The organism is Paraburkholderia sp. BCC1885 (assembly GCF_900996235.1).
Lineage (GTDB): Bacteria > Pseudomonadota > Gammaproteobacteria > Burkholderiales > Burkholderiaceae > Paraburkholderia.
In genome coordinates, this window is record NZ_CAAJGM010000188.1 from 22451 (window position 1) to 45480 (window position 23030).

Annotated in this window: 27 protein-coding genes; 14 read left to right on the top strand and 13 right to left on the bottom strand. The window is 64.3% G+C overall.

Features of this window, described 5'->3' with window-relative positions:
• Nucleotides 1-4: 4 nt before the first annotated feature.
• Nucleotides 5-1222, top strand: coding sequence for a type II secretion system inner membrane protein GspF (gene gspF, locus FQ755_RS16845; RefSeq protein ID WP_144155985.1), 1218 nt, complete (start codon nt 5-7; stop codon nt 1220-1222).
• 99 nt (nt 1223-1321) lie between these two features.
• On the opposite strand, the gene FQ755_RS16850 is transcribed toward gspF, so the two are convergent.
• On the bottom strand, nt 1322-1744 hold the full coding sequence (locus FQ755_RS16850; RefSeq protein WP_260858639.1) for a type II secretion system protein N: 423 nt from the start codon (nt 1742-1744) through the stop codon (nt 1322-1324).
• A 151-nt stretch (nt 1745-1895) separates the two neighbouring features.
• On the opposite strand from FQ755_RS16850, the gene gspG reads away from it, so the two are divergent.
• The 8 genes from gspG to FQ755_RS16895 all read left to right on the top strand — a co-directional run bounded on the left by gspG (nt 1896) and on the right by FQ755_RS16895 (nt 8523).
• On the top strand, nt 1896-2360 hold the full coding sequence (gene gspG / locus FQ755_RS16855) for a type II secretion system major pseudopilin GspG (RefSeq protein WP_144155987.1): 465 nt from the start codon (nt 1896-1898) through the stop codon (nt 2358-2360).
• Nucleotides 2361-2451: 91 nt separating this feature from the next.
• Nucleotides 2452-2940, top strand: coding sequence for a GspH/FimT family pseudopilin (locus FQ755_RS16860; RefSeq protein WP_260858651.1), 489 nt, complete (start codon nt 2452-2454; stop codon nt 2938-2940).
• Between the two features lies 1 nt (nt 2941).
• Nucleotides 2942-3352, top strand: coding sequence for a type II secretion system minor pseudopilin GspI (gene gspI / locus FQ755_RS16865; RefSeq protein WP_144155989.1), 411 nt, complete (start codon nt 2942-2944; stop codon nt 3350-3352).
• Nucleotides 3330-4007 (top strand): type II secretion system protein J, encoded by a 678-nt coding sequence (locus FQ755_RS16870; RefSeq protein ID WP_144155990.1) that lies wholly within the window; start codon nt 3330-3332, stop codon nt 4005-4007. The genes gspI and FQ755_RS16870 overlap by 23 nt, the downstream gene beginning before the upstream one ends.
• Before the next feature lie 492 nt (nt 4008-4499).
• Nucleotides 4500-5798: a type II secretion system minor pseudopilin GspK gene (gspK, locus tag FQ755_RS16880; protein WP_144155992.1), complete on the top strand. Its 1299-nt coding sequence runs from the start codon at nt 4500-4502 to the stop codon at nt 5796-5798.
• Nucleotides 5799-5826: 28 nt separating this feature from the next.
• Nucleotides 5827-7221, top strand: coding sequence for a type II secretion system protein GspL (gene gspL, locus FQ755_RS16885; RefSeq protein WP_144155993.1), 1395 nt, complete (start codon nt 5827-5829; stop codon nt 7219-7221).
• Nucleotides 7218-7721 (top strand): type II secretion system protein GspM, encoded by a 504-nt coding sequence (gspM, locus tag FQ755_RS16890; RefSeq protein WP_144155994.1) that lies wholly within the window; start codon nt 7218-7220, stop codon nt 7719-7721. The genes gspL and gspM overlap by 4 nt, the downstream gene beginning before the upstream one ends.
• 22 nt (nt 7722-7743) lie before the next feature.
• Nucleotides 7744-8523, top strand: coding sequence for a type II secretion system protein N (locus tag FQ755_RS16895; RefSeq protein WP_144155995.1), 780 nt, complete (start codon nt 7744-7746; stop codon nt 8521-8523).
• A 150-nt stretch (nt 8524-8673) separates the two neighbouring features.
• Here the strand turns inward: FQ755_RS16895 and FQ755_RS16900 are convergent, their stop codons facing one another.
• From FQ755_RS16900 to ada, 6 genes are all read right to left on the bottom strand, one after another.
• Nucleotides 8674-10275 (bottom strand): efflux transporter outer membrane subunit, encoded by a 1602-nt coding sequence (locus FQ755_RS16900; protein WP_144155996.1) that lies wholly within the window; start codon nt 10273-10275, stop codon nt 8674-8676.
• 272 nt (nt 10276-10547) lie between these two features.
• Complete coding sequence (locus FQ755_RS16905; protein WP_144155997.1) at nt 10548-10925, bottom strand: hypothetical protein; 378 nt, start codon at nt 10923-10925, stop codon at nt 10548-10550.
• A 357-nt stretch (nt 10926-11282) separates the two neighbouring features.
• Entirely contained in the window at nt 11283-11801 is a 519-nt protein-coding gene (locus FQ755_RS16910; protein WP_260858640.1) for a hypothetical protein, read from the bottom strand.
• Nucleotides 11802-11999: 198 nt separating this feature from the next.
• The gene (gene gshA / locus FQ755_RS16915) at nt 12000-13616 is read right to left on the bottom strand and encodes a glutamate--cysteine ligase (protein ID WP_144155998.1); all 1617 of its coding nucleotides are present in this window, start codon (nt 13614-13616) and stop codon (nt 12000-12002) included.
• Between the two features lie 234 nt (nt 13617-13850).
• Nucleotides 13851-14774 (bottom strand): DNA-3-methyladenine glycosylase family protein, encoded by a 924-nt coding sequence (locus FQ755_RS16920; protein ID WP_144155999.1) that lies wholly within the window; start codon nt 14772-14774, stop codon nt 13851-13853.
• On the bottom strand, nt 14771-15994 hold the full coding sequence (gene ada / locus FQ755_RS16925) for a bifunctional DNA-binding transcriptional regulator/O6-methylguanine-DNA methyltransferase Ada (protein WP_144156000.1): 1224 nt from the start codon (nt 15992-15994) through the stop codon (nt 14771-14773). Before ada ends, FQ755_RS16920 begins: the two co-directional genes overlap by 4 nt.
• A gap of 460 nt (nt 15995-16454) precedes the next feature.
• Between ada and FQ755_RS16930 the strand changes: the two genes are divergently transcribed.
• Nucleotides 16455-16871: a VOC family protein gene (locus FQ755_RS16930; RefSeq protein ID WP_144156001.1), complete on the top strand. Its 417-nt coding sequence runs from the start codon at nt 16455-16457 to the stop codon at nt 16869-16871.
• Nucleotides 16872-16953: 82 nt separating this feature from the next.
• Here the strand turns inward: FQ755_RS16930 and FQ755_RS16935 are convergent, their stop codons facing one another.
• The 3 genes from FQ755_RS16935 to sap1 form a co-directional block, all read right to left on the bottom strand.
• On the bottom strand, nt 16954-17508 hold the full coding sequence (locus FQ755_RS16935; protein WP_144156002.1) for a YaeQ family protein: 555 nt from the start codon (nt 17506-17508) through the stop codon (nt 16954-16956).
• Nucleotides 17509-17752: 244 nt separating this feature from the next.
• A complete protein-coding gene (locus FQ755_RS16940; RefSeq protein ID WP_144156003.1) occupies nt 17753-18730 on the bottom strand; it encodes a LysR substrate-binding domain-containing protein in 978 nt (325 codons plus the stop codon).
• A gap of 271 nt (nt 18731-19001) precedes the next feature.
• Entirely contained in the window at nt 19002-19343 is a 342-nt protein-coding gene (gene sap1 / locus FQ755_RS16945) for a surface attachment protein Sap1 (protein ID WP_144156004.1), read from the bottom strand.
• A 500-nt stretch (nt 19344-19843) separates the two neighbouring features.
• On the opposite strand from sap1, the gene FQ755_RS16950 reads away from it, so the two are divergent.
• A complete protein-coding gene (locus tag FQ755_RS16950; RefSeq protein ID WP_144156042.1) occupies nt 19844-20470 on the top strand; it encodes a LysE family translocator in 627 nt (208 codons plus the stop codon).
• 24 nt (nt 20471-20494) lie between these two features.
• Here the strand turns inward: FQ755_RS16950 and speG are convergent, their stop codons facing one another.
• Nucleotides 20495-21037 (bottom strand): spermidine N1-acetyltransferase, encoded by a 543-nt coding sequence (gene speG, locus FQ755_RS16955; protein WP_144156005.1) that lies wholly within the window; start codon nt 21035-21037, stop codon nt 20495-20497.
• A gap of 98 nt (nt 21038-21135) precedes the next feature.
• On the opposite strand from speG, the gene FQ755_RS16960 reads away from it, so the two are divergent.
• Nucleotides 21136-21300: a hypothetical protein gene (locus tag FQ755_RS16960; RefSeq protein WP_186308557.1), complete on the top strand. Its 165-nt coding sequence runs from the start codon at nt 21136-21138 to the stop codon at nt 21298-21300.
• Here FQ755_RS16960 and FQ755_RS16965 read toward each other — a convergent pair.
• Entirely contained in the window at nt 21294-21722 is a 429-nt protein-coding gene (locus FQ755_RS16965) for an HIT family protein (RefSeq protein ID WP_144156007.1), read from the bottom strand. The genes FQ755_RS16960 and FQ755_RS16965 overlap by 7 nt on opposite strands.
• A 266-nt stretch (nt 21723-21988) precedes the next feature.
• Here FQ755_RS16965 and FQ755_RS16970 point away from each other — a divergent pair, with 266 nt between their 5' ends.
• A complete protein-coding gene (locus tag FQ755_RS16970) occupies nt 21989-22336 on the top strand; it encodes an ecotin precursor (protein ID WP_144156008.1) in 348 nt (115 codons plus the stop codon).
• A 116-nt stretch (nt 22337-22452) separates the two neighbouring features.
• Complete coding sequence (locus FQ755_RS16975) at nt 22453-22653, top strand: hypothetical protein (RefSeq protein ID WP_144156009.1); 201 nt, start codon at nt 22453-22455, stop codon at nt 22651-22653.
• Between the two features lie 67 nt (nt 22654-22720).
• On the opposite strand, the gene FQ755_RS37395 is transcribed toward FQ755_RS16975, so the two are convergent.
• Complete coding sequence (locus FQ755_RS37395) at nt 22721-22885, bottom strand: hypothetical protein (protein WP_186308552.1); 165 nt, start codon at nt 22883-22885, stop codon at nt 22721-22723.
• Nucleotides 22886-23030: the final 145 nt, after the last annotated feature.

A 23030-nucleotide genomic window follows, 5' to 3' on the forward strand; every position in this document is an offset into this window, starting at 1 on the left:
GCCCATGCCGGCATTTCGTTTCGAAGCAATCGATGCGACCGGCAAGGCGCAAAAAGGCGTGCTCGATGCCGACAGCGCGCGCGGCGCGCGGACCCATCTGCGCGGCCAGGGACTCACGCCGCTCGTCGTCGAACCGGCTTCGAGCCGCACGCGCGGCGAGCGTAATCAGCGGCTTTCGCTCGGGCGGCGTCTGTCGCAGCGCGAGCAGGCGATTCTCACGCGCCAGTTGGCGAGTCTGCTGATCGCCGGCCTGCCGCTCGACGAAGCCCTTTCGGTGCTGACCGAGCAGTCGGAGCGCGACTACATCCGCGAGTTGATGGCGTCGATCCGCGCGGAAGTGCTGGGCGGCCATTCGCTTGCCAACGCCTTGCAGCAGCATCCGAAAGACTTCCCCGAGATCTACCGCGCGCTGGTGGCCGCGGGCGAACATACCGGCAAGCTGGGTCTCGTGCTGTCGCGTCTGGCCGACTACATCGAACAGCGTAACGCCCTCAAGCAGAAGATCGTGCTGGCGTTCACGTATCCGACCATCGTCACGATCATCGCCTTCGGCATCGTCACGTTTCTGCTGAGCTATGTGGTGCCGCAGGTGGTCAACGTGTTCGCCAGCACCAAGCAGCAGTTGCCCTTCCTCACCATCATGATGATGGCGCTCTCCGGCTTTGTGCGGCAATGGTGGTGGGCGGTGCTGATCGCGGTTCTGCTGCTGGCGTATATCGTGCGCACGATCCTCGCGCAGCCGGGCCCGCGCCTCGCCTTCGACCGCTGGCTGCTGACCGCCCCGCTGCTCGGCAAGCTGGTGCGCGGCTATAACACGGTGCGCTTCGCCAGCACGCTCGGCATTCTGACGGCGGCCGGCGTGCCGATCCTGCGCGCCTTGCAGGCGGCGAGCGAGACGCTCAGCAACCGGGCCATGCGCGACAACATCGACGACGCGATCGTGCGGGTGCGCGAAGGCACGTCGCTGTCGCGCGCGTTGGGCAATACGAAGACGTTTCCGCCGGTGCTGGTGCACCTGATCCGCTCGGGCGAAGCCACCGGCGACGTGACGACGATGCTAGACCGCGCCGCCGAAGGCGAAGCGAACGAACTGGAACGGCGCACCATGTTCCTGACGAGCCTGCTGGAGCCGCTGCTGATTCTGGCGATGGGTGGCGTGGTGCTGGTGATCGTGCTGGCGGTGATGCTGCCGATCATCGAGCTGAACAATCTCGTGCAGTGAGCTTGACGCCGGCCTGGCGCTGGCGGGGCCATGTCAGACCGCAAACGGCGCGGCGGCGATCATCACCGCGCCTCGCCTTGCCTCACTCAGCGCGCGTAATCAGCGCACATAGATAGTAGGACCGGCCGGGTTGGTGGGCAGGAACACTTCGGAATGGACGCCGTTGCGGTCGACGATGATCGAACGGGGGCGCACTTCGTAGAGCCTGGCGCCTTGCATGATGGTGCTGCCGAGCGACACGGCCCGCGGCGGTTCACCGCCGGCGCTGATGATGGCGGCGCCGCCCTCCTGCAGCGAGAGGATGCCGAACAGATGCACGTCCTGGTTGGCGCTGCGCTGGAGTTGACCGCCGAACAGCGTGGCGGCCTGATCGACCGAGACCGGTGCGCGCACGGCCGCAGCCGGTGTCGGCTCGCCGCGCAGCGCGGTGAGCGTGACGATCCAGTAGGTAAGCGTCGCGCAGAACACGGCGAACAGCGCGAGCGACAGAAGGCGGATTTGGATGGCGTTCATGCGCATCATTGTACGGAGTATTGTGAAATTTGCGTCGGGTTGAAGCCCTTCAAGTGCATGACATTAAAATGACAAAACGGGTGGGTTAAATCGCGCACTGGCTTGAGCCCGCGCGACCCCCGCCAGTGACGAAAATCTTCCTGATAAGAGGTAGCAAGCTATGCAAATGTGGACCACTCGCCGCACGGAAATCGCGGGTCTGGGCAATCGTCGCCAACGCGGCTTTACGCTGATCGAAATCATGGTGGTGATCGCGATTCTCGGCATTCTGGCCGCGCTGATCGTGCCGAAGATCATGAGCCGCCCGGATGAGGCGCGACGTGTCGCGGCGAAGCAGGACATTGGCACCATCATGCAGGCGATGAAGCTGTACCGGCTCGACAACGGCCGTTATCCGAGCCAGGACCAGGGGCTGCGCGCGCTGGTCGAAAAGCCGACCACCGATCCGATCCCGAACAACTGGAAAGATGGCGGCTACCTCGAACGTCTGCCGAACGATCCGTGGGGCAATGCGTATCAGTACCTGAACCCGGGTGTGCACGGTGAGATCGACGTTTTCAGTTACGGCGCAGACGGCAAACCGGGCGGCGAAGGCAACGACGCCGACATAGGCTCGTGGGAATAGGCGCTTGAGTTTTTTGCGCGCCCTTTCGCTCAATGCCGGCACCATGTCTACGTCTGCCTGTGGGTCTCGCGTGACCAGCCGGCGTGCGGCGATGCCGCCGCGCGCCGTGCCTGGGCGCGCGCGCGCGTTGCGTCAGAGGGGTTTTACGCTGCTGGAAATGCTGGTAGTGCTGGTGATTGCCGGGTTGCTGGTGTCGCTGGCGTCGGTGGCGATGACGCGCAATCCGCGCACGGACCTGAACGAGGAGGCGCAACGTCTGGCGCTGCTGTTCGAATCGGCCGGTGATGAGGCGCAGGTGCGGGCAAGGCCTATTGCGTGGCAGCCGTTCGACGGCGGCTTTCGCTTCGACATGCATACCGACGACGGCTGGCGTCCGTTGCGCGACGAACTGCTCGGGCCGCGTCGCTGGGAAGGCGGCGTGACGAGCGTGACGATCGACTATCCGGGCTCGGACGTGCATCCGTCGCGGGTGGTGTTCGGCACCGAGAGCATCGATGCGCCGGTGCAGGTCACGCTGTTTTCCGCGGGCGGTTCGGCGCGGATCGTCGGGATGGGCAATGGCCGCTATGAGGTGCGTTGAGATGAGCGGCCGTCGGAAGGATGAAGCGGGCGTGCCGCGCGCGCAGCGTGGCTTCACGATGATCGAAGTGCTAGTGGCGCTGGCGATCATCGCGGTGGCGCTGGCGGCGTCGCTGCGGGCGGTGGGCAATCTGGCGAGCAGCGAGGTGGAGCTGCATCAACGGTTGCTGGCGGGATGGAGTGCCGACAATACGCTCGCGCAACTGAAGCTGGCGCATAGCTGGCCGGACGTCGGCGCGAGCAGCTTCGACTGTTCGCAGGGGAATTTGCAGATGCTGTGTACGGAGCGCGTGACGGCGACGCCGAACCCCGTGTTCCGACGCGTGGAAGTGCTGGTGACGACACCGGGCCGCGCCGGCAATCTTGCGCAGATGGTGACGGTGGTGGCGAATGAAACCAACCGTTCGCTCTGAGCGCCGCGGCCGCCGGCCGTCGCGCGGTTTTACGCTGATCGAGCTGCTGGTCGCGATTGCGATTCTGGCGGTGATCGCGGTGTTGTCGTGGCGCGGGTTGGACCAGATCATCCGCGGCCGGCAGACGATCACCAACGCGATGGAAGACGAACGGGTGTTCGCGCAACTGTTCGACCAGATGCGCATCGACGCGCGCGAGGCGGCGACCGACGACCAGACGGGCCAGCCGGCGATCTCGGTGAGCGGCAATGTGCTGCAGATCGTGCGCGAGCTCGACTTGCCGGAGACGGCGCCGCGCCTGCAGGTGGTGCGGTATCGCGTGTCCGACGGACGGGTGATCCGCTACGCGTCGCCGCCGCTCGGCAACGTCAGCGAGTTGCAGGGCGCGTTGCGCGGCGGCGAGGGCGACGGTTGGAGTGCGGTGCCGTTGATGGGCGGCGTCGGATCGATCGACGCCCGGCTGTATGTGCCGAAGGTGGGTTGGACCACGCAGATGAGCGATGTGCAGGGAGCGATTACCGAAGCTGATAACAATCTGAAGGTTCCCCAACTCGGGGGAGCGCCGCTGCCGCGGTCTGTCACGGGGCTTCAGGTTGTGATTGGGGCGACTTCGCTGGCGCGGCCGGTTACCAGGGTTTTTCTCGTCGGAGAGTGATGGGTGGTTTTGGGTTTGTTACTGCTGGTGGGGAGGGGGGGCTTTTCTGCTGCGCGGGGGGGGAGGGGTTTGCCTGCGGCGGCTGGTGGTTTTGTTTGTTTTGGTTTTTGGTTTTTGTTGGCCTTTCCTTGCATTGTTATTGGTTTGCTTGCGTTGCCCCTGTGCGGGGCGGCACTTACTTTCTTTGCCGCCGCAAAGAAAGTAAGCAAAGAAAGCGGGCTGCAACCGCTAGCCCGTAGTGAGCCATCCCGGTCTACAACCGGGAACGGCCCAACACGAGATGTGCCCTCGCACCGCCACCCCCTAATGACACAGGGCTCATCCGTTCCAGCGTTGCGCTGCGCGCCCCGCCGTTGGGTACACCTTCTCCGGCGTGTGGCGGGGGTTGTTTTCTCACCCAGCCCAGCGCACGATCTTGGCACGCGCTGCGCGCCGCGCCGGCAAGGCACCTGCGGTTATGCCCGGCCGTCGCGCACGAAGTGCGTGGACGGGATGAATGAGCGCCTTGTCACGGTGGGGGGAAATGCGGGGGACGATCTCGTCTCGGACCACTCCGGGATCGGTCGAGTGGTGGACACCTACAGGCTGGCGGTTGGAAGCCCGCTTTCTTTGCTTACTTTCTTTGCGGCGGCAAAGAAAGTAAGTGCCGCCCCGCACAGGGGCAACCCAGGCAAACCAATAAGACTGCAAGGAAAGGCCAAAACAGCCAGAAGAACAACAACAACCAAACCCCAAACCGGCGTAGCCATAATCAGCGCATTGCTGGTGGTAGCCCTATCAGCCATCCTGGTCTCAGGCATCCTCTGGCGCCAGCAAGTCCAGATCCGAAGGATAGAAAACCAGCGCCTGCTATCCCAGGCCCAATGGATCTCGAGAGGCGCCCTGGACTGGACCCGTCTGATCCTAAGATCCGAAGGCGACACCTCGGCAGGGATCACCTACCTGGGCGGAGTCTGGGGCGTCCCTATCGCCAAAACACGCCTGTCGGATTTCCTGGGTCAGATAGGCGAGGTGCGCGCCTCGGAAGGCGCCGCTACCTATCTGTCAGGCTCGATCGAAGATGCCGAAAGCAAATTCAATCTACGTAATCTCGTCTCCAGCCCCGCGCCTGGGCTGTTGCAACTGAATGTCGAACAGATCGCCGCCTTCCAGCGTCTTCTGACCGAACTCGGTCTCAGTGGCGGTCTGGCGCAAAAGGCCGCCGTCCAGCTCCGCAGTGGGCTCAGTCTGTCCGCGACGCGCTTTCAGAGCCAGCTCAGCACCGCCGGCGGCTCGCCGACGCCCGTCGGCGGCGGGGTGGGCGGCACGACCTTCACCAATAAGCCCGGTATCGCGGACGACGACAGCGACGACAACGGCGGCGTCACGCCGCTGCAGATGACCGGCGTCGATTCGCTGCTCGACGTGCCCGGTTTCACGCCCGACATGATCGCCCGCCTGCGGCCGTTCGTGACCTATCTGCCCACCAATACGGCCGTCAACATGAATACCGCGCCCGCCGAGGTGATCGCCGCAGTCGTGCCCGGCATGAGTCTCTCGAACGCGCAGGCTTTCGTCGCGCGGCGCGAGACGGTGTTCTTTCACAACGTCGGCGATGTACAGTTGGCCTTGCAGGGCTCGGGTGTCACACAACTGGCAATCGACCCCAGTCTCTTTGACGTCACGACCAGTTACTTTTTCATCCATGGCCGCGTGGATCATGAACGCGCAGAGGTGGACCGCACGACGCTGATCTATCGCGATCCACTGACACGCACCACTCGCATCGTGCGCGTACAAGATCAACTATGAACAACGCTTTTCCCGGAGAGAGTGGCCTTTGAGCACGCTGATCGTCCTATTGCCGCCGCGTGACCCGGCGGTGCCATCGCAGGAATGGCATCTGCCGGAGTTGCCGTTTGTGCTGCTCGACAAGTCAGGCCGCGCGCAGCGCGCCGGCCGCGCGGCGCTCGCGTTGCTGCCGCGCGCCTCGTCGACGGTCCTGATGGTCGCCGCGCGCGACCTCCTGATGATGCCCGCCACGCTGCCGCCGCTGAAAGGTCCGCGGCTGCGCCAGGCGTTGCCCAACATCGTCGAGGATCAGCTGATTCAGGATCCGCAGACCTGTCATATCGCGCTCGATCCGCAGCCGCTCGGCAAGGGCCGGCATCTGCTGGCGATCGTCGACCGCGGCTGGTTCCGCTTTATCTGCGAAGCCTTCGCCGCCGCCGGTCATCGCAGCGTGCGCGCGGTGCCGGTGACGCGTTGTCTGCCCGCACCTGCGGTGGCGGCGAGCGCCGTCGTCGAGGAAGAGGAGCTGATCGCCGCCGCCGAGCTGAAGCCGGCCGTCGCCGCCAAACTCGCAGCGGGGTTGCCGATCGCGCCGCCCGCGCCAGTGGTGGCCGCGGTGCTGGGGACGGTGGTATCGACGGCTCCGGCGCTGCTCGGCGAACTCGCGCCGGACTCCGGCACGGTGGCCGCGACGACTCGCGTCGAGCTTGCGATTGCGCGCGGCATCCAGGGTGAAGGACTCGCGGTGCCTGCTTCGTCCGTGAACGCGACGCTTGCGGCGCTCGCGGGCGATGCACCGGTATCGCTCTATCTGCTCACCGAGGTACCCGGCAACGAACCCGGCATGGGGTCTGCGCAAGCCAGGCTCGCCGCCCAGGTGCCAGGCACGCGGCCGCTGCCGTTCGAGCAACTGGCGCGCCGCGCGCTCGAATGCCGTTTCGATCTGTGCCAGTTCGAGTTCGCCACCCAGCCGTGGCGGCTCGATCGCGCGACGCTGCGGCGGCTGCGTCTGCCCGTCGCGCTGGCGGTGGGCGCGCTGGTCATCGCCATCATTGGCGCGAATGTGCAGTGGATCATGCTGGCCCGTCAGCGTGACGCCATCAACGCGCAGATGACCGAGTTGCTGCTCAACACGTTCCCGAAGACCACCGTCGTGCTCGACGCGCCTGATCAGATGTCGCGTCAGATGCAGCAATTGCGCGTCGCGGCGGGCGAGCTGTCGCCGGACGATTTCCTCTCGCTGGCGGCCGGACTCGCGCGCTCGCTCGGACCGGTGCCTGTCAACGGCATTGCCGCGCTCGATTATCACGACCGCCGCCTCGACGTCACCTTCAAGCCGGAGGTCAAGGTCGACGCGGGCCTTAGCCAACGTCTCGCGGGCAACGGCCTGTCCGGCGGGATCGACAGCAACACCGGCAAGTGGACCATCAGGAGCGGACAATGAAAGCTGAACTTGCTCAAGCATGGGCCGGATTCTGGGAAGGACGTACCGAGCGCGAGAAAACCTTGCTGCTATGGGGCGGCGCGGTATTGGCCGTGGTGATCGTGTGGTTGATTCTTTGGGCGCCCGCCCAGGATGGCCGCGTGCATCTGCGTGAGACGTTGCCGGCCATGCAGCGTCAACTCGCGCAGATGAACGCGCAGGCCGAGGAAGCACGCCGTCTGTCGACGGCGGCGCAAGGCGTGGCGCCGACCGGCGGCGCGCTCAAGGACGCCCTCACGGCGTCTCTCACGCAACACGGCCTCGTGCCGGTGCAGGTGGAACTGCTCGGCAATGCGGTGCAGGTGCAGTTGAAGAACGCGTCGTTTCCCGCGTGGACCGGCTGGGTCGACGACGTGCGGCGCCAGTTCAAGGTGCAAGTCGCCGAAGCCCACGTGACCGCCCTCAAGGACGACGGCCAGGTCGACCTGACTGCGTCGTTGCAGCCATCGACCGCGAAATGACCGCGCCGTCACAGGATCTCGCATGAATTTCTGGACGCGGCGCCTGCTCGCCGCCCTGCCGTGGCTGCTGGTCGCGGTGTTATCGAGCGGCGCGGTGTTGCTGGTGCTGTTGCCTGCCGCGTGGATCACGCCGCAGTTCGCCAAGGCAAGCGGCGGCCACGTCAATCTGGTCGATCCGGCGGGCTCGCTGTGGCACGGCTCGGCCACGCTGATGCTGGCCGCCGGGTCGGACACCAGCGCGGCGACGCTGCTGCCGGGGCGGATCGAATGGCACACCGCTTTCTGGCCGCTTTTCACCGGCCGCATTCGCATGACGATGCGGCAAAGCGAGGCAATGCCCGAGCCGATCACCGTCGACGCCACCCAGCGTGGCGCGATTCTGTCGCAAGGCGCGATCGCGGTGCCGGCGTCGTTGTTGAGCGGACTGGGCGCGCCGTTCAACACGCTCGATCTGCAAGGCAACGTGCAACTGGCATGGAGCGACTGGCGCAGTTTCGGCGAGGAAGCATTCGGACAACTAACCGTGACCTTCGCCGACGCGAGTTCGCGCGTCTCGCTGGTCAAGCCGCTGGGTTCATACCGCGTAGTGATTCAGGCGCAAGGCAACAGTTCGACGATCGATCTGTCGACGCTGAAAGGGGCCTTGCTATTGAACGGCCACGGCGTGCTGGGCGCGGGCGCGACGGCGTTCAACGGCACGGCGAGCGCGACACCCGAGGCGCGTGACAACCTGGCCGGCTTGCTGAATCTGCTCGGACGGCCTATAGGACCGGGTACGGTGGCGCTGACTTTCGCGCATTGACGGCGCCGCTTGTTGACGTTCGCCGGAGGGTACGCGACGACGCGGCTTGCCGGCATGGCGAGGTGATGAGAAAGGGGCATGGCCTTTAAGCGGACATGCCCCTTTTGTCTTTGCGCCGGTTGATCTGGCCCGGCAGAAAGCAGCAAAAACCTAGTCGCTCTGAAGAACGCGTGTTTGTCCGACGACGGCGGCTTTCGGTGCGACTGGCGCCGTGGTTGCGCCGGGCGCCGCAGAGGCAACCGAAGCGCCTGACGCGCCTTCCGGCGCGGCCACGGTGCCGGTCTCACGCGCCATCTGCGACACATCCCACCCGCCGCCGAGCGCCTTCACGAGACCGGCCGACGACACCATCCGCTGACCGGCAAGACTCGCCAGCTTTTGCTCGGCCGTGAACGCGGTGGTCTGCGCGGTCAGCACGCTGAGATACGCCACCGTGCCCGATTTGTACTGGTTCGTGACGATCGTCAGCGCCTGTTCGGCCGAAGCGACGGCCTGCTGCTGCACGCCGATTTCCTGTTCGAGAATCCGCTGCGACGCGAGGTTGTCCTCGACATCCTGAAACGCCGCCAGCACCGTTTGACGGTACGCCGCGACGTCCTGATCGTAGGCGGCGCGCGCCGCCGCGGTCTGCGCCGAGCGCAAGCCGCCGTCGAAGATCGTGCCGGCCAGTTGCGGGCCGAGCGTCCAGAAGCGTGCCGGCGCGGTGAGCAGATTCGACAGCACCGAGCTCTGGAAGCCGCCGCCCGCCGATATGGTCAGCGACGGGAAGAACGCCGAGATGGCGACGCCGATCTGTTCGTTGGCCGCCTTGGCGGCGCGCTCGGCCGCGGCGATATCGGGACGGCGTTCGAGCAATGCGGACGGCATTTGCGCCGGCACGGCAGGCGGGGTCGCGGTGAGCGGCGACGGCGGAATCGAAAACGATGAGGCCGGTTCGCCGACCAGCACGGCGATCGCGTGCTCGTCCTGGGCGCGGGCGATGCCGTTGTCGATGGCGGCCGCCTGCGCCGATTGCAGTTGCGCCTGCGCCTGGATCACGTCCGAGCGGGCTGCGACGCCCTGGGCATACTGGTTCTGCGTGAGCTTGAGCGACTTTTCGTAGGCGAGCACGGTGTCGTCGAGCAGCTTCTGCATGGAATCGAGCGAGCGCAGCGTGAAGTACGTCTGTGCGAGCGTGCCTTGCGCGGACAGCCGGGTATTGGCGAGCGTGGCAGCGGCACCCTGCTGGCTCGCCTCCTGCGCGCTGACGGTGCGGCTGACCTTGCCCCACAGATCCGGCTCCCAACTGGCGTCGAGCGACACGTTGAAGCTGTTGTTGACGTTGGCGCGGGCTCCCGACATGCTGCTCGCCGTCGCCGACGAGCCATTGCCCGACCGCGTCACGCCTGCCGAGCCGCTGATCACCGGGAAATACGCGGCGCGCGCCTCGCCGACCAGCGCGCGGGCCTGACGATAAGCGGCGGCCGATTGCGCGATGGTCTGATTCGAAGTGTTCAGCTTGTCTTCGAGCGCGTTGAGCTGCGGGTCGTCGTAGATGGTCCACCACTCGCCCCGGTCGTGCTGATCGGACGGTTGCGCGACCTTCCAGCCGGGTGCCGCTTCCTTGTAGGAGGCAGGCACTTCGGTGGTAGGCGTCTTATAGTCCGGGCCGACCGCGCAGCCGGCCAGCAAGGCGCCGAACGCGGCGGCGGCCACGAGGGTCAGGGCGCGCGGGGTGGCGGCTCGCGGGTGCGAGCGTCGGTCAAACTGCATGCAATGGATTCCTGTCGATTCAGCCGAGGCAAGTTCCCAAGAGGCCGCTGTGTAAGCGTAAGCCCGGGAAGGTCGGCGGGCGCCGCCTCTATGACCGCCATCGGGCAGCGAGAGACGGGACGTCGCGACGCTCCGGAAATGGTAGCGCAAGCGATGCCGACGGCGCGGAAAATCGAAAGGTTAATGCAGGGCGCGCTGTGGGTGTGTTACGCGCGCGGCGGCGACGGTTACGTGCCGTTACGACGGGGCGCGCCGGGCGGCGCGCCTTGTTCTTAACAGCGCAGGTCCGCAGTCGTCTGGCGAGCCTGTTTGCCGGCGGCGGCCCGGCAAGCCGGCGCTTCGGCGCGCGGCTGACAAGGCGTGGCAACCGCCAGCGCCGCGACCGGCGTGGTGGATTTGGCGGCGCCCGGATTGCCCGGCAACGTCGCCGGAACCGCAGTCGTTGCAGCCATACGAGCCTTCGCCGCACGCCCATTACGGCGGTGGTCGATCCACGCGAAGAACAACACCCCGAGCGACCCTCCCGGCAGCACAAACATGACCACGTACAGCGCCAGTTTCAACCAGCGATACGGGCCTTGGAAGGTCTGCAGGGCGGAATCATGAAGGGAGCGGCTCAGTCCGCCCAGGGTGTTTTTCAGGTACAGCATGACGGGGAATCCTCTACGCACCGTCAAGGTTGGGTGCGCGGCAAAGCGGTCAGAACATGGTCTCGGGTGGCGCGGGCTGCGCGTAACTCGTTGCTTATCATAATATTGACTATGCAATTAAATTTCAAGATACTTTGCGTAGCATCAGCTTGCCCTGTTGTTTTTTCGCGAGCGTGACAGCGGAAGGGAACGCCTACGAGATTTATCTCGGATCGAGTCCCGGCAATGGCTGGTTGATAGCGCGCAGGGTCATCTCGCTGAGCGGCGAGATATGCATGCTGAGTCAAGTATTTGCGGACCGAGGAGATCCGTAGGGGCGGGCACCGCTGCCGGTGGCGCTGCGCCGCCGCGGAACTCTTATTGACTGACCGGCGCGTCGCCGGGCGCTCTCACGGATTGCGCCGGCGCGGCTTCGAGCGATGAAGGTGTCGCCATGGCCGGCGCGCTCGCGCCGTCGCTGCCAGGCGACGCAGGCGCAGCGGCAGGCGCCGCCGCCCCACTACGCACGAATTCCTTGAAATCGGCGCCGGCTTCCCACGGATTCGGTTTGCATCCGAGCGAACTGTCGCAGTGCGCGGCAAAGCCGATCGTGGCCGTGCCGTCCTTGTTCGACGCCTTGGTGATCTGATAGGCCAGGGCGCGCTTGCCGCCCATCGGGCCTTCGGTCTGGATCAGCGAGTCGTTGGCGGCTTCGATCCGGTAGGCCGAATGGCTCGACACCCAGCTCTGGGCGCGTTGCCACCAGAGCGTGCATTCGGTTGCATTCGAACAGGTCAGCGGCGTGGTGGCGACCTGCATGACGTCGGGATTCACCTGCCCTCGCGTCGAACAGCCGGCGGCCAGTACACACAATGTTGCCAACAGAACCTTTTTCATCGTTTTTCCTCCCTGCGTGAGACGACCGGACACGCGCGGGCGGCGCGCGGATGGTCGTTCAGTGTAAGGGTTGGACCGGCGCGATGGGGCGGTGTTTCATACGCACGGGCGAAAGGCCGGCGATGGGCAGTTCTTGCCGGGCCGGCCCGCGTCGCGCCTGCAAAATGCGTAGTCGTTACCGGCTGACGAGGCGAACGATCAAACGCTGAAGCGGTTCAACGTGTAAGCGCGATAAGCCGCGACAAAGGCGTCGAACGAACCCACCTCCTCGCGTTCGAGTCTGGTCTGCTGTTCGAGCGACTGGGTGGCAAGGTCCGTAAATGCTTGCGTCGTGGCGGCGTCGAGCGGCCGGGCGCGGAAGTATGCGGCGTGCGCCTCGCTTTGTTCGAGGCCGAAGGCGAGAAAGCTCTGCTGCTTGTCGCGCATGATTTGCAGCACGCGCGCGGACGGCGTCAGCGACGGGTCGGCCAGCTTCGCACGTTGCACGGCGAGTGCGCGCCTATGCACGTCGTCGCCGCGCAGCGTGTCGAGCGCCGTGGCCGCAATCTCGATCTTTGCGAACAGTTCGTTGGCCCAGTCGTGCATGGCAATCGGCTGGCCGTCGCGCTTGAGTTCGAGACCCGGTTTGCGCCCTTCCTCGGTGACGCGGCCGAAGTTCCGGTTCGCCTCGCAGTAAGCATCGGGCGGCAGCGACGGGCTGTCTTCGAGCGCGCACACCAGCAGGTAGGCGTCGAGAAAACGCGCCGTCTCCAGCGCGAAGCCGGTCGGCTCGAACGGGTCGATGTCCATGCAGCGCACTTCGACGTATTGCACGCCGCGCGCGGCGAGCGCATGCAGCGGACGCTCGCCCGGATAGGTGATGCGCTTGGGACGGATCGTCGAGTAGAACTCGTTTTCGATCTGCAGCACGTTGGTGTTGATCTGAACCCACTCGCCGTTGCGCTGCGTGCCGATTTTCTCGTATGGCGGATACGGCTGACTCACCGCTTTGGCCAGCGCGTCGAGGTAGCCATGCAGCGTGTCGTAGTCGGCGTGCAGCGCTGCTTGTGCGGTGGTGTTCGAGTAGCCGAGATCGCTCATTCGCAGGCTGGTTGCATACGGGCGATACAGCGTGTCGGCGTCGAACGTCTCCAGCGTATGTTTGCGATCGCGGAGAAAACGGCGATCCAGCGCCGGCGAGGCGCCGAACAGGTACATGAGCAGCCAGTTGGTGCGGCGGAAATTGCGGATCAGCGCCAGGTAGCGCTCGGACTGGAAATCCACCGCGCTCGCCGTGGATTGCTGGTCGACGTGCAGCAGGCGCCACACTTCTTCGTTGAGCGAATAGTTGTAGTGGATGCCGGCAATGGTCTGCATCGTGCGGCCATAGCGCAGCGCGAGGCCGACGCGGTACACGTACTTCAGCTTGCCGATGTTCGACGAACCATATTGCGCGATCGGAATGCCGTCGTCGGTGGCGGGCAGGAGACCCGGCATCGAGTTATTCCACAGGATCTCGCCGTCGAGCTTCGCGTAGACGAAACGATGCAGTTCGTCGAGCTTGTCGAGCGTGATCGAGGCGTCGCGTTCCGCCGGCGTGATCAGTTCGATCAACGCTTCCGAATAGTCGGTGGTCAGCGAAGCATGCGTGAGTGCGGAGCCTAGCGCGCGCGGATGCGGCGTCATGGCGAGCTGGCCGTCGGGCGTGACGCGCAGACTTTCCCTTTCGATGCCGCGCAGGCCGGCCGTCAGCGCGTCGCGCTGTGGGCCGGCAGCGAGCACGGACAGGCGGTGCGAAAGCAGGTCGGTCGTGCGGGAAGGTGTGGTGTTTGGCATTGATGCGAGTCGGACGTTGTCGGCCGCCATGTGCCGCTCAAGCGAAGCTATGTGCGGTCGACAACATCCGGCGGAATTTTCAGTAGCGGGCACTTTAACATCTCGCCACAACCGCTGCTTGAGGCTGCCTTGGCCGCTTCGAGAGTGGCTTTAAACCCGCTATTTCGGGATGCCCTTGCGCGCGATCCGCGCTCGCCCCAAGTGAGGCGTTGGCGTGATGCGGCGAGAAGCCGGTTAGCCGCCGCGTGTGCCGCCGGCGCGGTCCGTCACGTCGTTCCATAAGTGCATCGCCGCATAGGCGCGCCATGGACGCCAGGCGTCGGTGCGGGCGCGCTGCTGGGTCGCGCGCAGCAGCGCCGGATCGCGGGCGGTGACCGACTGCATCAGCACCAGATCCGTCGCCGGCCACGCGTCGGCGTCGCGCCACGCGCGCATCGCGACGTATTCGACGGTCCACGGACCGATGCCGGGTAGGGCCAGCAGTGCGGCGCGCAAGGCGACGGGGTCGACCTCGGCGTGAGTGTCGAGCGGCACGGCGCCGCTTGCGACCGCCGCCGCCATGCCTTGCAGGGCCGCGACGCGCTTGCCGGGCATGCCGATCTGCGCAAGGTCCACGGCGGCCAATGCGGCCGGCGTCGGGAAACGCCACGCGGTGTGTTCGTGAGGGTGATCTTCGATGCGTTTGCCGGCGCGCTGCACCAGCCGTCCGACGATCGTCGTGGCGGCTTTCACGCTGACCTGCTGGCCGACAATCGCCCGCACCACCAGTTCGAAGGCCGACCACGCGCCGGGGACGCGCAGACCAGGCGCCGCTTCGATCAGCTGCGCCAGCCACGGATCCGCGGCGAAATGCATGGCAATGGCCTGCGGATCCGCGTGCAGATCGAACATTCGCGCGATGGGCGCGGCGAGGGCGTCGGCGTGACGGCCGGCCGGACCTTCGATCGTGGCGACGATGCAGCGCTTGCGCGGGTGCGGGCGGACCGTCAGCGTGCCGCTGTCGCCGGCCCAGTCGATGGCGCGGCGATACGCGCCATCCTCGACCGCTTCGACGCCGGGCGTCGCGCGTCCGGCGAAGAAACGCAGGATGCGCGGCCAGTCGTAGGGCGCCTTGAACGGCAACTCGAGGATGGCGATGTCGTGGGCGGTGGTGCTCAAGCGGCGTGATCCAGATTGGCGGCGGGGTTAATGGACGGCTTCGCTTTGCGCCTGGCGGCGCCGGAGGGGTCGGCTCGGGTGGACGCGGGCGCTTCTTTGGCGTCCACCGGCGCGCCATGCGCGGTGGTTTTGGACACGGCTTCCATGCCTGGCACGCCTGTGTGATGCGCTTCGGCGTCGAGCAGCGCCGCCTTGCGCGGCAAGCCCCAGCGATAGCCGGCGAGCGCCCCGCCCTTTTGCACGACACGGTGACACGGAATGGCCAGCGCCACCGGGTTCGTCGCGCAGGCGCTCGCGACCGCCCGCACCGCGCGCGGCGAACCGACCACTTCGGCGATCTCCGAATAGCTGCGCGTCTCGCCGTAGGGGATGCGCCGCAGGGCGTCCCAGACGCGTTGACGGAACGCCGTCGCGTCGATATCGAGCGGCAGGTCGAAATGCTGGCGAGTGCCGTGCAGATAGGCGTCCACTTGCGCGATGAATGGCGCGAGCCGCGCGGCATCCTCGATCACCTCGGCGTTGGCGAACTCACGGCGCAACTCGTCGGCGAGCGCGCTGGCGTCGTCAGCGAAACCGATCTTGCAGATGCCCTTGGCGGTGGCCGCCACCAGCACGAAGCCGAGTGACGTCGGCGCGCTGGCGTAATGCACGGTCAGGCCCGCGCCCTTGCGCCGATACGCCGAGGGCGCCATGCCAAGTTCGGTCGACGCGGTTTCGTACATGCGCGACGGCGAGCCGAAACCGGCGTCAACGGTCGCGCGTGTCACGTCCGTGCCGCGATGGAGCGCCTCGCGCAACGCCGCGCCGCGCCGGGCCGCCTGATACTGGCGCGGCGACACGCCCACGACGCGCTTGAACAGCCGCTGCAGATGAAAAGGACTGACGTGCACGGCGTCGCTCAATTGCGCGAGCGTGAGCCGCTGTTGCGGATCGGCGTCGAGCGCGGCGCAGGCGCGGTTGACGATTTCGAGCTCGCGCGGCAAGCCGCCCGGCTGGCAGCGCTTGCAATCGCGATAGCCGGCGGCGCGCGCGGCGTCCGTTGTCGCAAAGAAATCGACGTTTTCACGGCGCGGCTGGCGCGACGCGCACGACGGCCGGCAGAACACACCGGTGGTTTTGACGCCGTAGAAAAACGCGCCGTCGGCTTGCGGGTCGCGTTCGGTCACGGCGTCCCAGCGGTCGGCGTCGGTGGACCAGGCGGATGTCACGGTTCGGTTCATGATGTCCTCGAAAAGACGGTTTCGATGGTCACCAATGTAGTTTGCATGCCGACACACTACGCTCCGGTTCTTGCTCTGTCATTCGGCGGCGCTTGCCGCGACAGGGATTTCGGGGCCGGTTCGGCGCGGTTTCCAGCGGCGTTGCGACAAAACGCCACCCCATCGGGTTTTCCCTTAAAAAGTTATTGCGTCGCACCAACCCCGTGTGTATAGTAGTTCCTGTCTCCTCCATGTCTCCTCCTGATATGGATTCAGCCTGCTCCCTGAGAGCGGGCTTTTTTTTGCCCATTTTTTGCCCGCTGCTTTTGTGGCTATTTCTTGCGGCCGTTTCCCACGGCCGGTTCCTGGTCGCGCCGTGCATGACGCCGGCTGCGCGCCTCGCCTCTTGGCCCCCGCCTGCCGCTCGGCGTTTCTTCTACACTTCCATTGACTGTAGAGAACCGTCCAAGGGGCATGTTCCATGAAAATCCATATTCGCGAGATCGACCATGTCGTGATTCGCGCCGTCGATCCCGACGCGCTGACCCGCTTCTATTGCGAAGTGCTGGGTTGCAGCGTCGAAAAAGAACAGCGCGATCTCGGGCTGGTCCAGTTGCGCGCGGGACGGTCGTTGATCGACCTGCTGAAGGTCGGCGCGAAAATCGACCGGCCGGATGGCGGCGCGCCCGGCGCAGGCCGCAATATGGACCATCTGTGCCTGCGCGTCGAAGCGTTCGACGGCGAAGCGCTCAAGGCGCATTTACAGGAGCGCGGGGTACGCATCGGCGAACTGGGCGTGCGGTATGGCGCGGATGGCTTTGGGCCGTCGCTGTATCTGTTCGACCCCGAGGGGAATATGGTCGAACTGAAGGGGCCGCCGCAAGGCGCCGCCGCCTGAAAACCGGCTTGATCGGCTCGGCGTGGTGCGGACTGACGGCGCGGCGCGCACGGCCGCGCGTCAACCGCATCGTTAGCTGAACTCAGGCGTTGGCAGGCGCCTTCAGCACCGTCCATTCAATCGGCACCGGGTCCGAATCCGCGCTGCCGAGCCACGCCGCGCCATCCTGCACCGTGCATTGCAGACGCATGGTTCGTTCGGCCAGCTTGCCGAGCGCCTCGCCCACCTCTTCGCCGAGCGTCCACACCGTGACGTTACGCAGCCGGTCCACCTTGTTGCGAATGCCCTGCCACCAGATCTCGGAGGTGCGGCCGCCGTAGGCGATCACCACCACCTCGTTGGAGCGGCCGCTCGCTTTCGCGATGCGCCGGTCGTCCGGCTGGCCGACTTCGATCCAGGTTTCGATCGCGCCGGTCAGATCCTTTTGCCACAGATCGGGCTCGTCGGCGTCGGACAAGCCTTTGCAGAACTCGAGGCGTTCCTGCGCGAACAGCGCGAAAGCGGCCACGCGCACCATCATGCGTTCGTCGGTTTCCGACGGGTGGCGGGCAATCGTCAGCGCATGGTCGGCGTAGTAATGCCGGTCCATGTCCGCGATCTGTAGTTCTGCCTTGTAAATCGTTGATTTAAGAGCCATGCCAATCCAGGGGCCCGCGCCTGCGGACCGGACAGAGAAGGAATCGTCGGCAGCTCGCTGCCGCTTACCGTGTTGTTTGTGCATCGCTCGCTCCCGCACGGGCTGTCTGGGGCGGCGCGCACTGCCCGAGGAAGATTGGCAGGGAAACGGCGCCGGCCGGATTGCAGCCTGGGTGGCGAGTTCGGATCGTGCACGATGGAACGCCCGCACCGCCCGGCTGCTTTCTGCAGCCATGACCGAGCATTTAACGTGCCATTGCCGCGTCGAAGGCCGCACCATACACGTCGGCGGCGGCTGAGCGCAAGGCTTCCAGCACCATCGACGCCGCCGGCGACAGCAATTGCGACTGGCGCGTGATGATACCGAATGTATCCATCCTGCACGGCAGATCCACTGGCATCCGCTTCAGCAAACCATACGGCTGATACTGCCGGGCCACCTCGTCGGGCAGGACGGCGAGCATGTCGCTATGAAGCAGCAAACTGGAGATGGCCAGAAAATTGCCGGTATTGACGACATTTTGCGGCGGATTGAGTCCAATTTGCGAAAACATCAGATCAAAACGGTGTCGCAACACGCTGCCCGGCGGATGCAGAACCCAGCTCGCGTCGACCAGCCCGCCCAAGGTCAAACCTGTCGCGTTTTCGAGAGGATGACCAGTCCGCGCGACCACACACAGCGGCTCGTCGGCGAGCGGTTCGTAGCGGACTTCGATTTTCAGCGGATCCTGCCGCTCCAGCACCCGCCCGATCATGATGTCGAGTTCACCCTCGGCAACCTGCGCCAGCATCACGTCGGACGTCTCGACCTGCAGCCAGATTTGCAATTGCGGATAACGCTCTTTCACGCGGGCGATAGCGCGCGGCACCATCGTTGCGGCCGCCGCGGCGATCACGCCGATGCGCACCTGTCCGGTCAGCCCGGCGCGCAGCGACGATATTTCGTCATGGGCATGACTGAGGTTCGACAACACCATGCGCGCGTGGCGAATCATCACCTCGCCATAGAGCGTGGCGCGCATGCCATGCGGGGTCCGGTCAAACAGGCTGACGCCCAGCATGTCCTCCAGCTCTTTCAAAAGGCGCGACGCGGCCGGCTGGGTGATGCCGAGCGAGTCGGCGGCGCGCCGCACGTTGCCCTCTTCCTCCATTGCCGCCAGCAGCAGTAATTGGCGCGTCTTGAGCCGCGCGCGCACAAACCAGTTCGAATGGCTGCGGGTCATGGGTGCCCGGGATGTTTGATTTCGCGGCGCGATGCCGTCTTTTTGCGTGGAATTCATCATGCCATACCGGAATTGATATTCGGAATAAGGGGAACGTCTTGAAATGCTATCTGAGTGGACAAAAATAAAACGGCCGAGCAAATGCTCAGCCGTTTTCATTTACGCCGCCGGGCGGCGTAATCTTTAATCACGCGCGTACAGTACCGCGTCCTTTTTAAAGGACTGGGTGCAAGGCGCAATCAGGTGAGATTTAAAACCTCACCTCGTCCGATTACTGCTTGATGAATCGGTCGTTAGCCCAAAGGCCTTGCGTGTCGCTATTGCCGGAATTGACGAATTCGACGTCATGTCCCACGACGCGCACGACGCGGAAACTCGAATTCTCCGGGGTCGACAGGCATTGATAGCCGGAGAAGAATTCCTGCATCTTTTGCTGTTCGCCAGCCTGAGCGTGCTGATCGGCGGCGTCGAGGTTATCCTTCGACAGACAGCCATACGCATTCGGTTTGAACTGGATGGTTTGCTGCGGCCGGATCACGCTGTCTTGTGCCTGCACCGCTGATACGGCAGCCAGTCCCGCCACGGCGATTAGAAGAGCGACTTGCTTTTTCATGTTTGCCTCCGTGCGGGTTATTACTCAGGTTAGCTATGTATTTAACTTCTGGTCATACCCGCATCTAGCACTTTAGAAGAAGTTAGGACGACGACAAGCACATCTTGTGTGCGCTCGCAACAGTGGCGAATTGTCGCACCTGCGGCCGACGGGATTTAAAGGCGAGGCGGCAACGTAAATAGGCCGTCTTATGATGGATTCCTAAAGGCCGTGAAAGGCGCTCGGCTTTAACTGTCAAAGGTAAGCGCCCTATATGCGCGTAAACGAGCATTCTCAATTAAGCGGCTTAATACGAATTTCAAATGACTTGATGCGGCGCACACAAAGTCATTCAACAGATAATTGAAAAGCCCGCAGATATGGGGTCGTTTGCAGAATAAAAACGGTGCCAGGTCTGCTGCAGCTTCGTGGCGGCGACGGTTGCTGCGTCGTGAGAAAAAGGGGCTTGCAGCCGCTGAAAGTTCATGGATAAATCAGGCGACTTTCTGGAGATGACCTTTATGACGCTTGCCCACTGGCTTCCCTTTGCGATCGCTTCGGCAATTCTGGTTGCGATTCCCGGCCCGACCGTGCTGCTGGTCATCTCCTACGCGCTGGGCCACGGACGCCGTTTCGCGCTCGTCACGACGCTCGGCGTCGCGCTTGGCGACCTGACCTCGATGACCGCCTCGATGCTTGGGCTCGGCGTGATCCTCGCGGCGTCGGCGGCGCTGTTTACGGCGCTCAAGTGGGTGGGCGCGGCTTATCTGATTTATCTGGGCATCAAGCTGTGGCGCACGCCCGCGCAGGCGCCGGACGCGCCCGACACCGCGGAGACGCGCACCAGCCGGATCTTCGCGCATGCCTTCGCCGTGACGGCGCTCAACCCGAAGAGCATCATTTTCTTCGTGGCATTCGTGCCGCAGTTCATGGATCCGCACATTGCCGCCGGGTCGCAAATTGTCGCTTTCGAGGCGACCTTCGTGCTGCTTGGCACCTTGAACGCGTTTTGCTATGCGATGCTGGCTTCGGCGGCGCGGCGCGCGATCCGCAGCGCGCGCGTGCAACGCGTCATCAACCGGACGGGGGGCAGCTTGCTGATCGGCGCCGGCATTTTTGCCGCGACGTGGAAGAAGGCGTCGACGTAAAGCGGCGGATGGCGGCGACGGGTTTCAGTCGCCGCGCTTGTAGGTTGCGAAGAACTCCTGCTGGAACATGCACATGCGCAAGGCGTTGTGATACTTGCCGTTGCCGAAGAACTCTTCGATCAGCTCCGCCTCGTGGCGAAAGCCGCATTTCTCGTAGACGTGAATCGCGGCCGCGTTCGACGTATCGACGATCAAATAGATCTTGCGCAGATTGAGCACCGAAAACGCGTAATCGATGGCGAGCCGCGTCGCGCTGGTCGCATAGCCACGTCCCTGTGCCTGCGGGGCAATGATGATCTGGAACTCGCCACGTCGGTGGATATAGTCGAGCTCGATCAGCTCGGCGAGGCCGACGGTTTCGCCGTCGTTATCCACCGCGACAAAACGGCGTTCGCGCTGGTCGTGGACGTGCTGGTCGTATAGCTGCGACAGTTCCGAATAGGTTTCGTAAGGCTCTTCGAACCAGTAACGCATGATCTTCGCGTTGTTGTTCACCTCATGGACGAAGCGCAGATCGTGGCGCTCCAGCGGTCTCAAGGTAAGCCTGGTATCGCGTTCGGTGGTCATGAGATTCCCCTTCGAGATGGCTATGCGTGCGCGGCCGCACATCGGGCACGCGGAGTGCGTCTACAATGAAAGTTCGGATTGGGCGAAAGGAGGCTGTGATGGAGCACCTGATACTGGCCGCGTTTCTGGTCGTGCCGCTGCTGATAGTCGCATTCCTGTTCTCCGACGAGCTATGGCAGGAGCATCGCCTGCGCGCGGATAAGGACCATCCGAATCATATCGACTGGCATCATCCGCTGCGCAGCTTGCTGCATCGTCACTGAAGCTGTGAGAGCCGGACGCGTATGCGCTGGGCGAACGCTTCTAGCGTCGCCTGTGGCGCCATTTCGCGCGCATGCATGCGCAACGCCTGACCTTCCCAACGCGGAATGACGTGAAAATGCACATGCGGGACGGTCTGTCCCGCCGCCGCGCCATTGAACTGACCGATAAACACGCCATCCGGATGTAGCGCCGCGCGCACCGCGACGGCAATCCGCTGCGTCATACGGATACATGCCACGGTTGCGGCATCGGAAAGGTCGAAGATTTCGGCCGCCGCCTCTTTCGGCACCACCAGCACATGTCCGTCCGCTTGCGGCATCAGGTCCATGAAGGCCAGCACGGCGTCCGTCTCTGCGACCTGGATGCACGGCAGTTCGCCACGCAAAATTCTGGCGAACGGGTTGTTCTCGTCGTAGCTCATGGCGATCCTCAACGGCCTCCGGGTTGGTTCACATTTACCGCTATTTGTAGCGTTTGTATCCGCTCAAAGTCGTTTTTTCACTGCTGCATCATGATGCCGGTCGCCGTGAGGCGCAAGCAGAGGGGCGCAGCGGGCATGTGGCATCTTAGGGCGACGTTCGCGGGCGCTTTACGATGGTAATGCCCGGTTACCACTTACAGCATCTGTATCCGCGCATCGCGCCCACAATCCGCCACACGTACTTAAATGATCCAATGGCGGAAAAAATGCGAAAAATTGCTGCAGTAGTGTTGATGGCCGGCGGTCTTGCCGTCGCGGGTCAGGCATCGGCTCATGACGGTGGAGCTATTGTCGGGGCGCTGCTTGGCGGTGCCGTGCTGGGTGCGGTAGTCGGTTCGGCGATCAACCCGCCGGCGCCGGTCGTCTACCAGGCGCCGGCCTACGCGCCTGGCTATCAGACGCAGGCCTATGCGCCGGTGTATCAGCAGGCGCCTGTATATGCAGGGCCGCCGCCGGGATACTGCTATGACCAGTACCACGGCGCGTATGTCGCGTGCAGTCCGGCGCCGGCCGGCCCTTACGGCTATGCACCGCCGCCGCAACCGGGTTGGTAAGCATGGAAGGAATCGGCGCCGAGGCTGCGGCGCCGGTAGCCCCGTTTTACGAGGCATGCTCAAATAAAATGCACTAAGCGCTAAAGTTCAGACAAGAAATAGCCGTCATCCTGGCAATGAACGACGAACATTCCATTGCCTTCGGGCCGGATCATCCGGAATATCTCGAGGCGCGAGCCCTCGCGCTGAGCATTGCGGCAATCCGCAAGGCTCAGGGCAAGAGGAATCCAGTTGATTACGCGGTCGGCTCGCCCGACTGGGAGATCGCGGACGAAGACTTCGCGCGCGACGTGTTACGCGTACTCAGCAGTCAGTAGAGAGGCCGCGGTACGTTTGAAGTATGGGTCGATGGGCGCAGACCGTTCGCGTTGCGCCGAAGCCCGATCAGTGCCGGTGACGCATCCAGTCGACGTGATGCGTGTCGAGCCATCGCTCTCGACGGCCATGCCGATCGCCGTCACGGTGGACATGCGCGACGCCCCATAACGCGGCGCCCACCACCACCATCACGAGTGGCCCCAGCAAATAAGCCATTACCGATTCAGTCATGGGACCCTCCATTCAGGCCGCGACCGTCATTGCAAATCATGGCTGTATTTTAGGTCATTGCTGCGGGAAAGCGGTTTCTTTAACACCACCGCATATGCCCCGAAATGGCCTCGCTGCCAGCATCGAACCGCCAAAATTAAGCGGA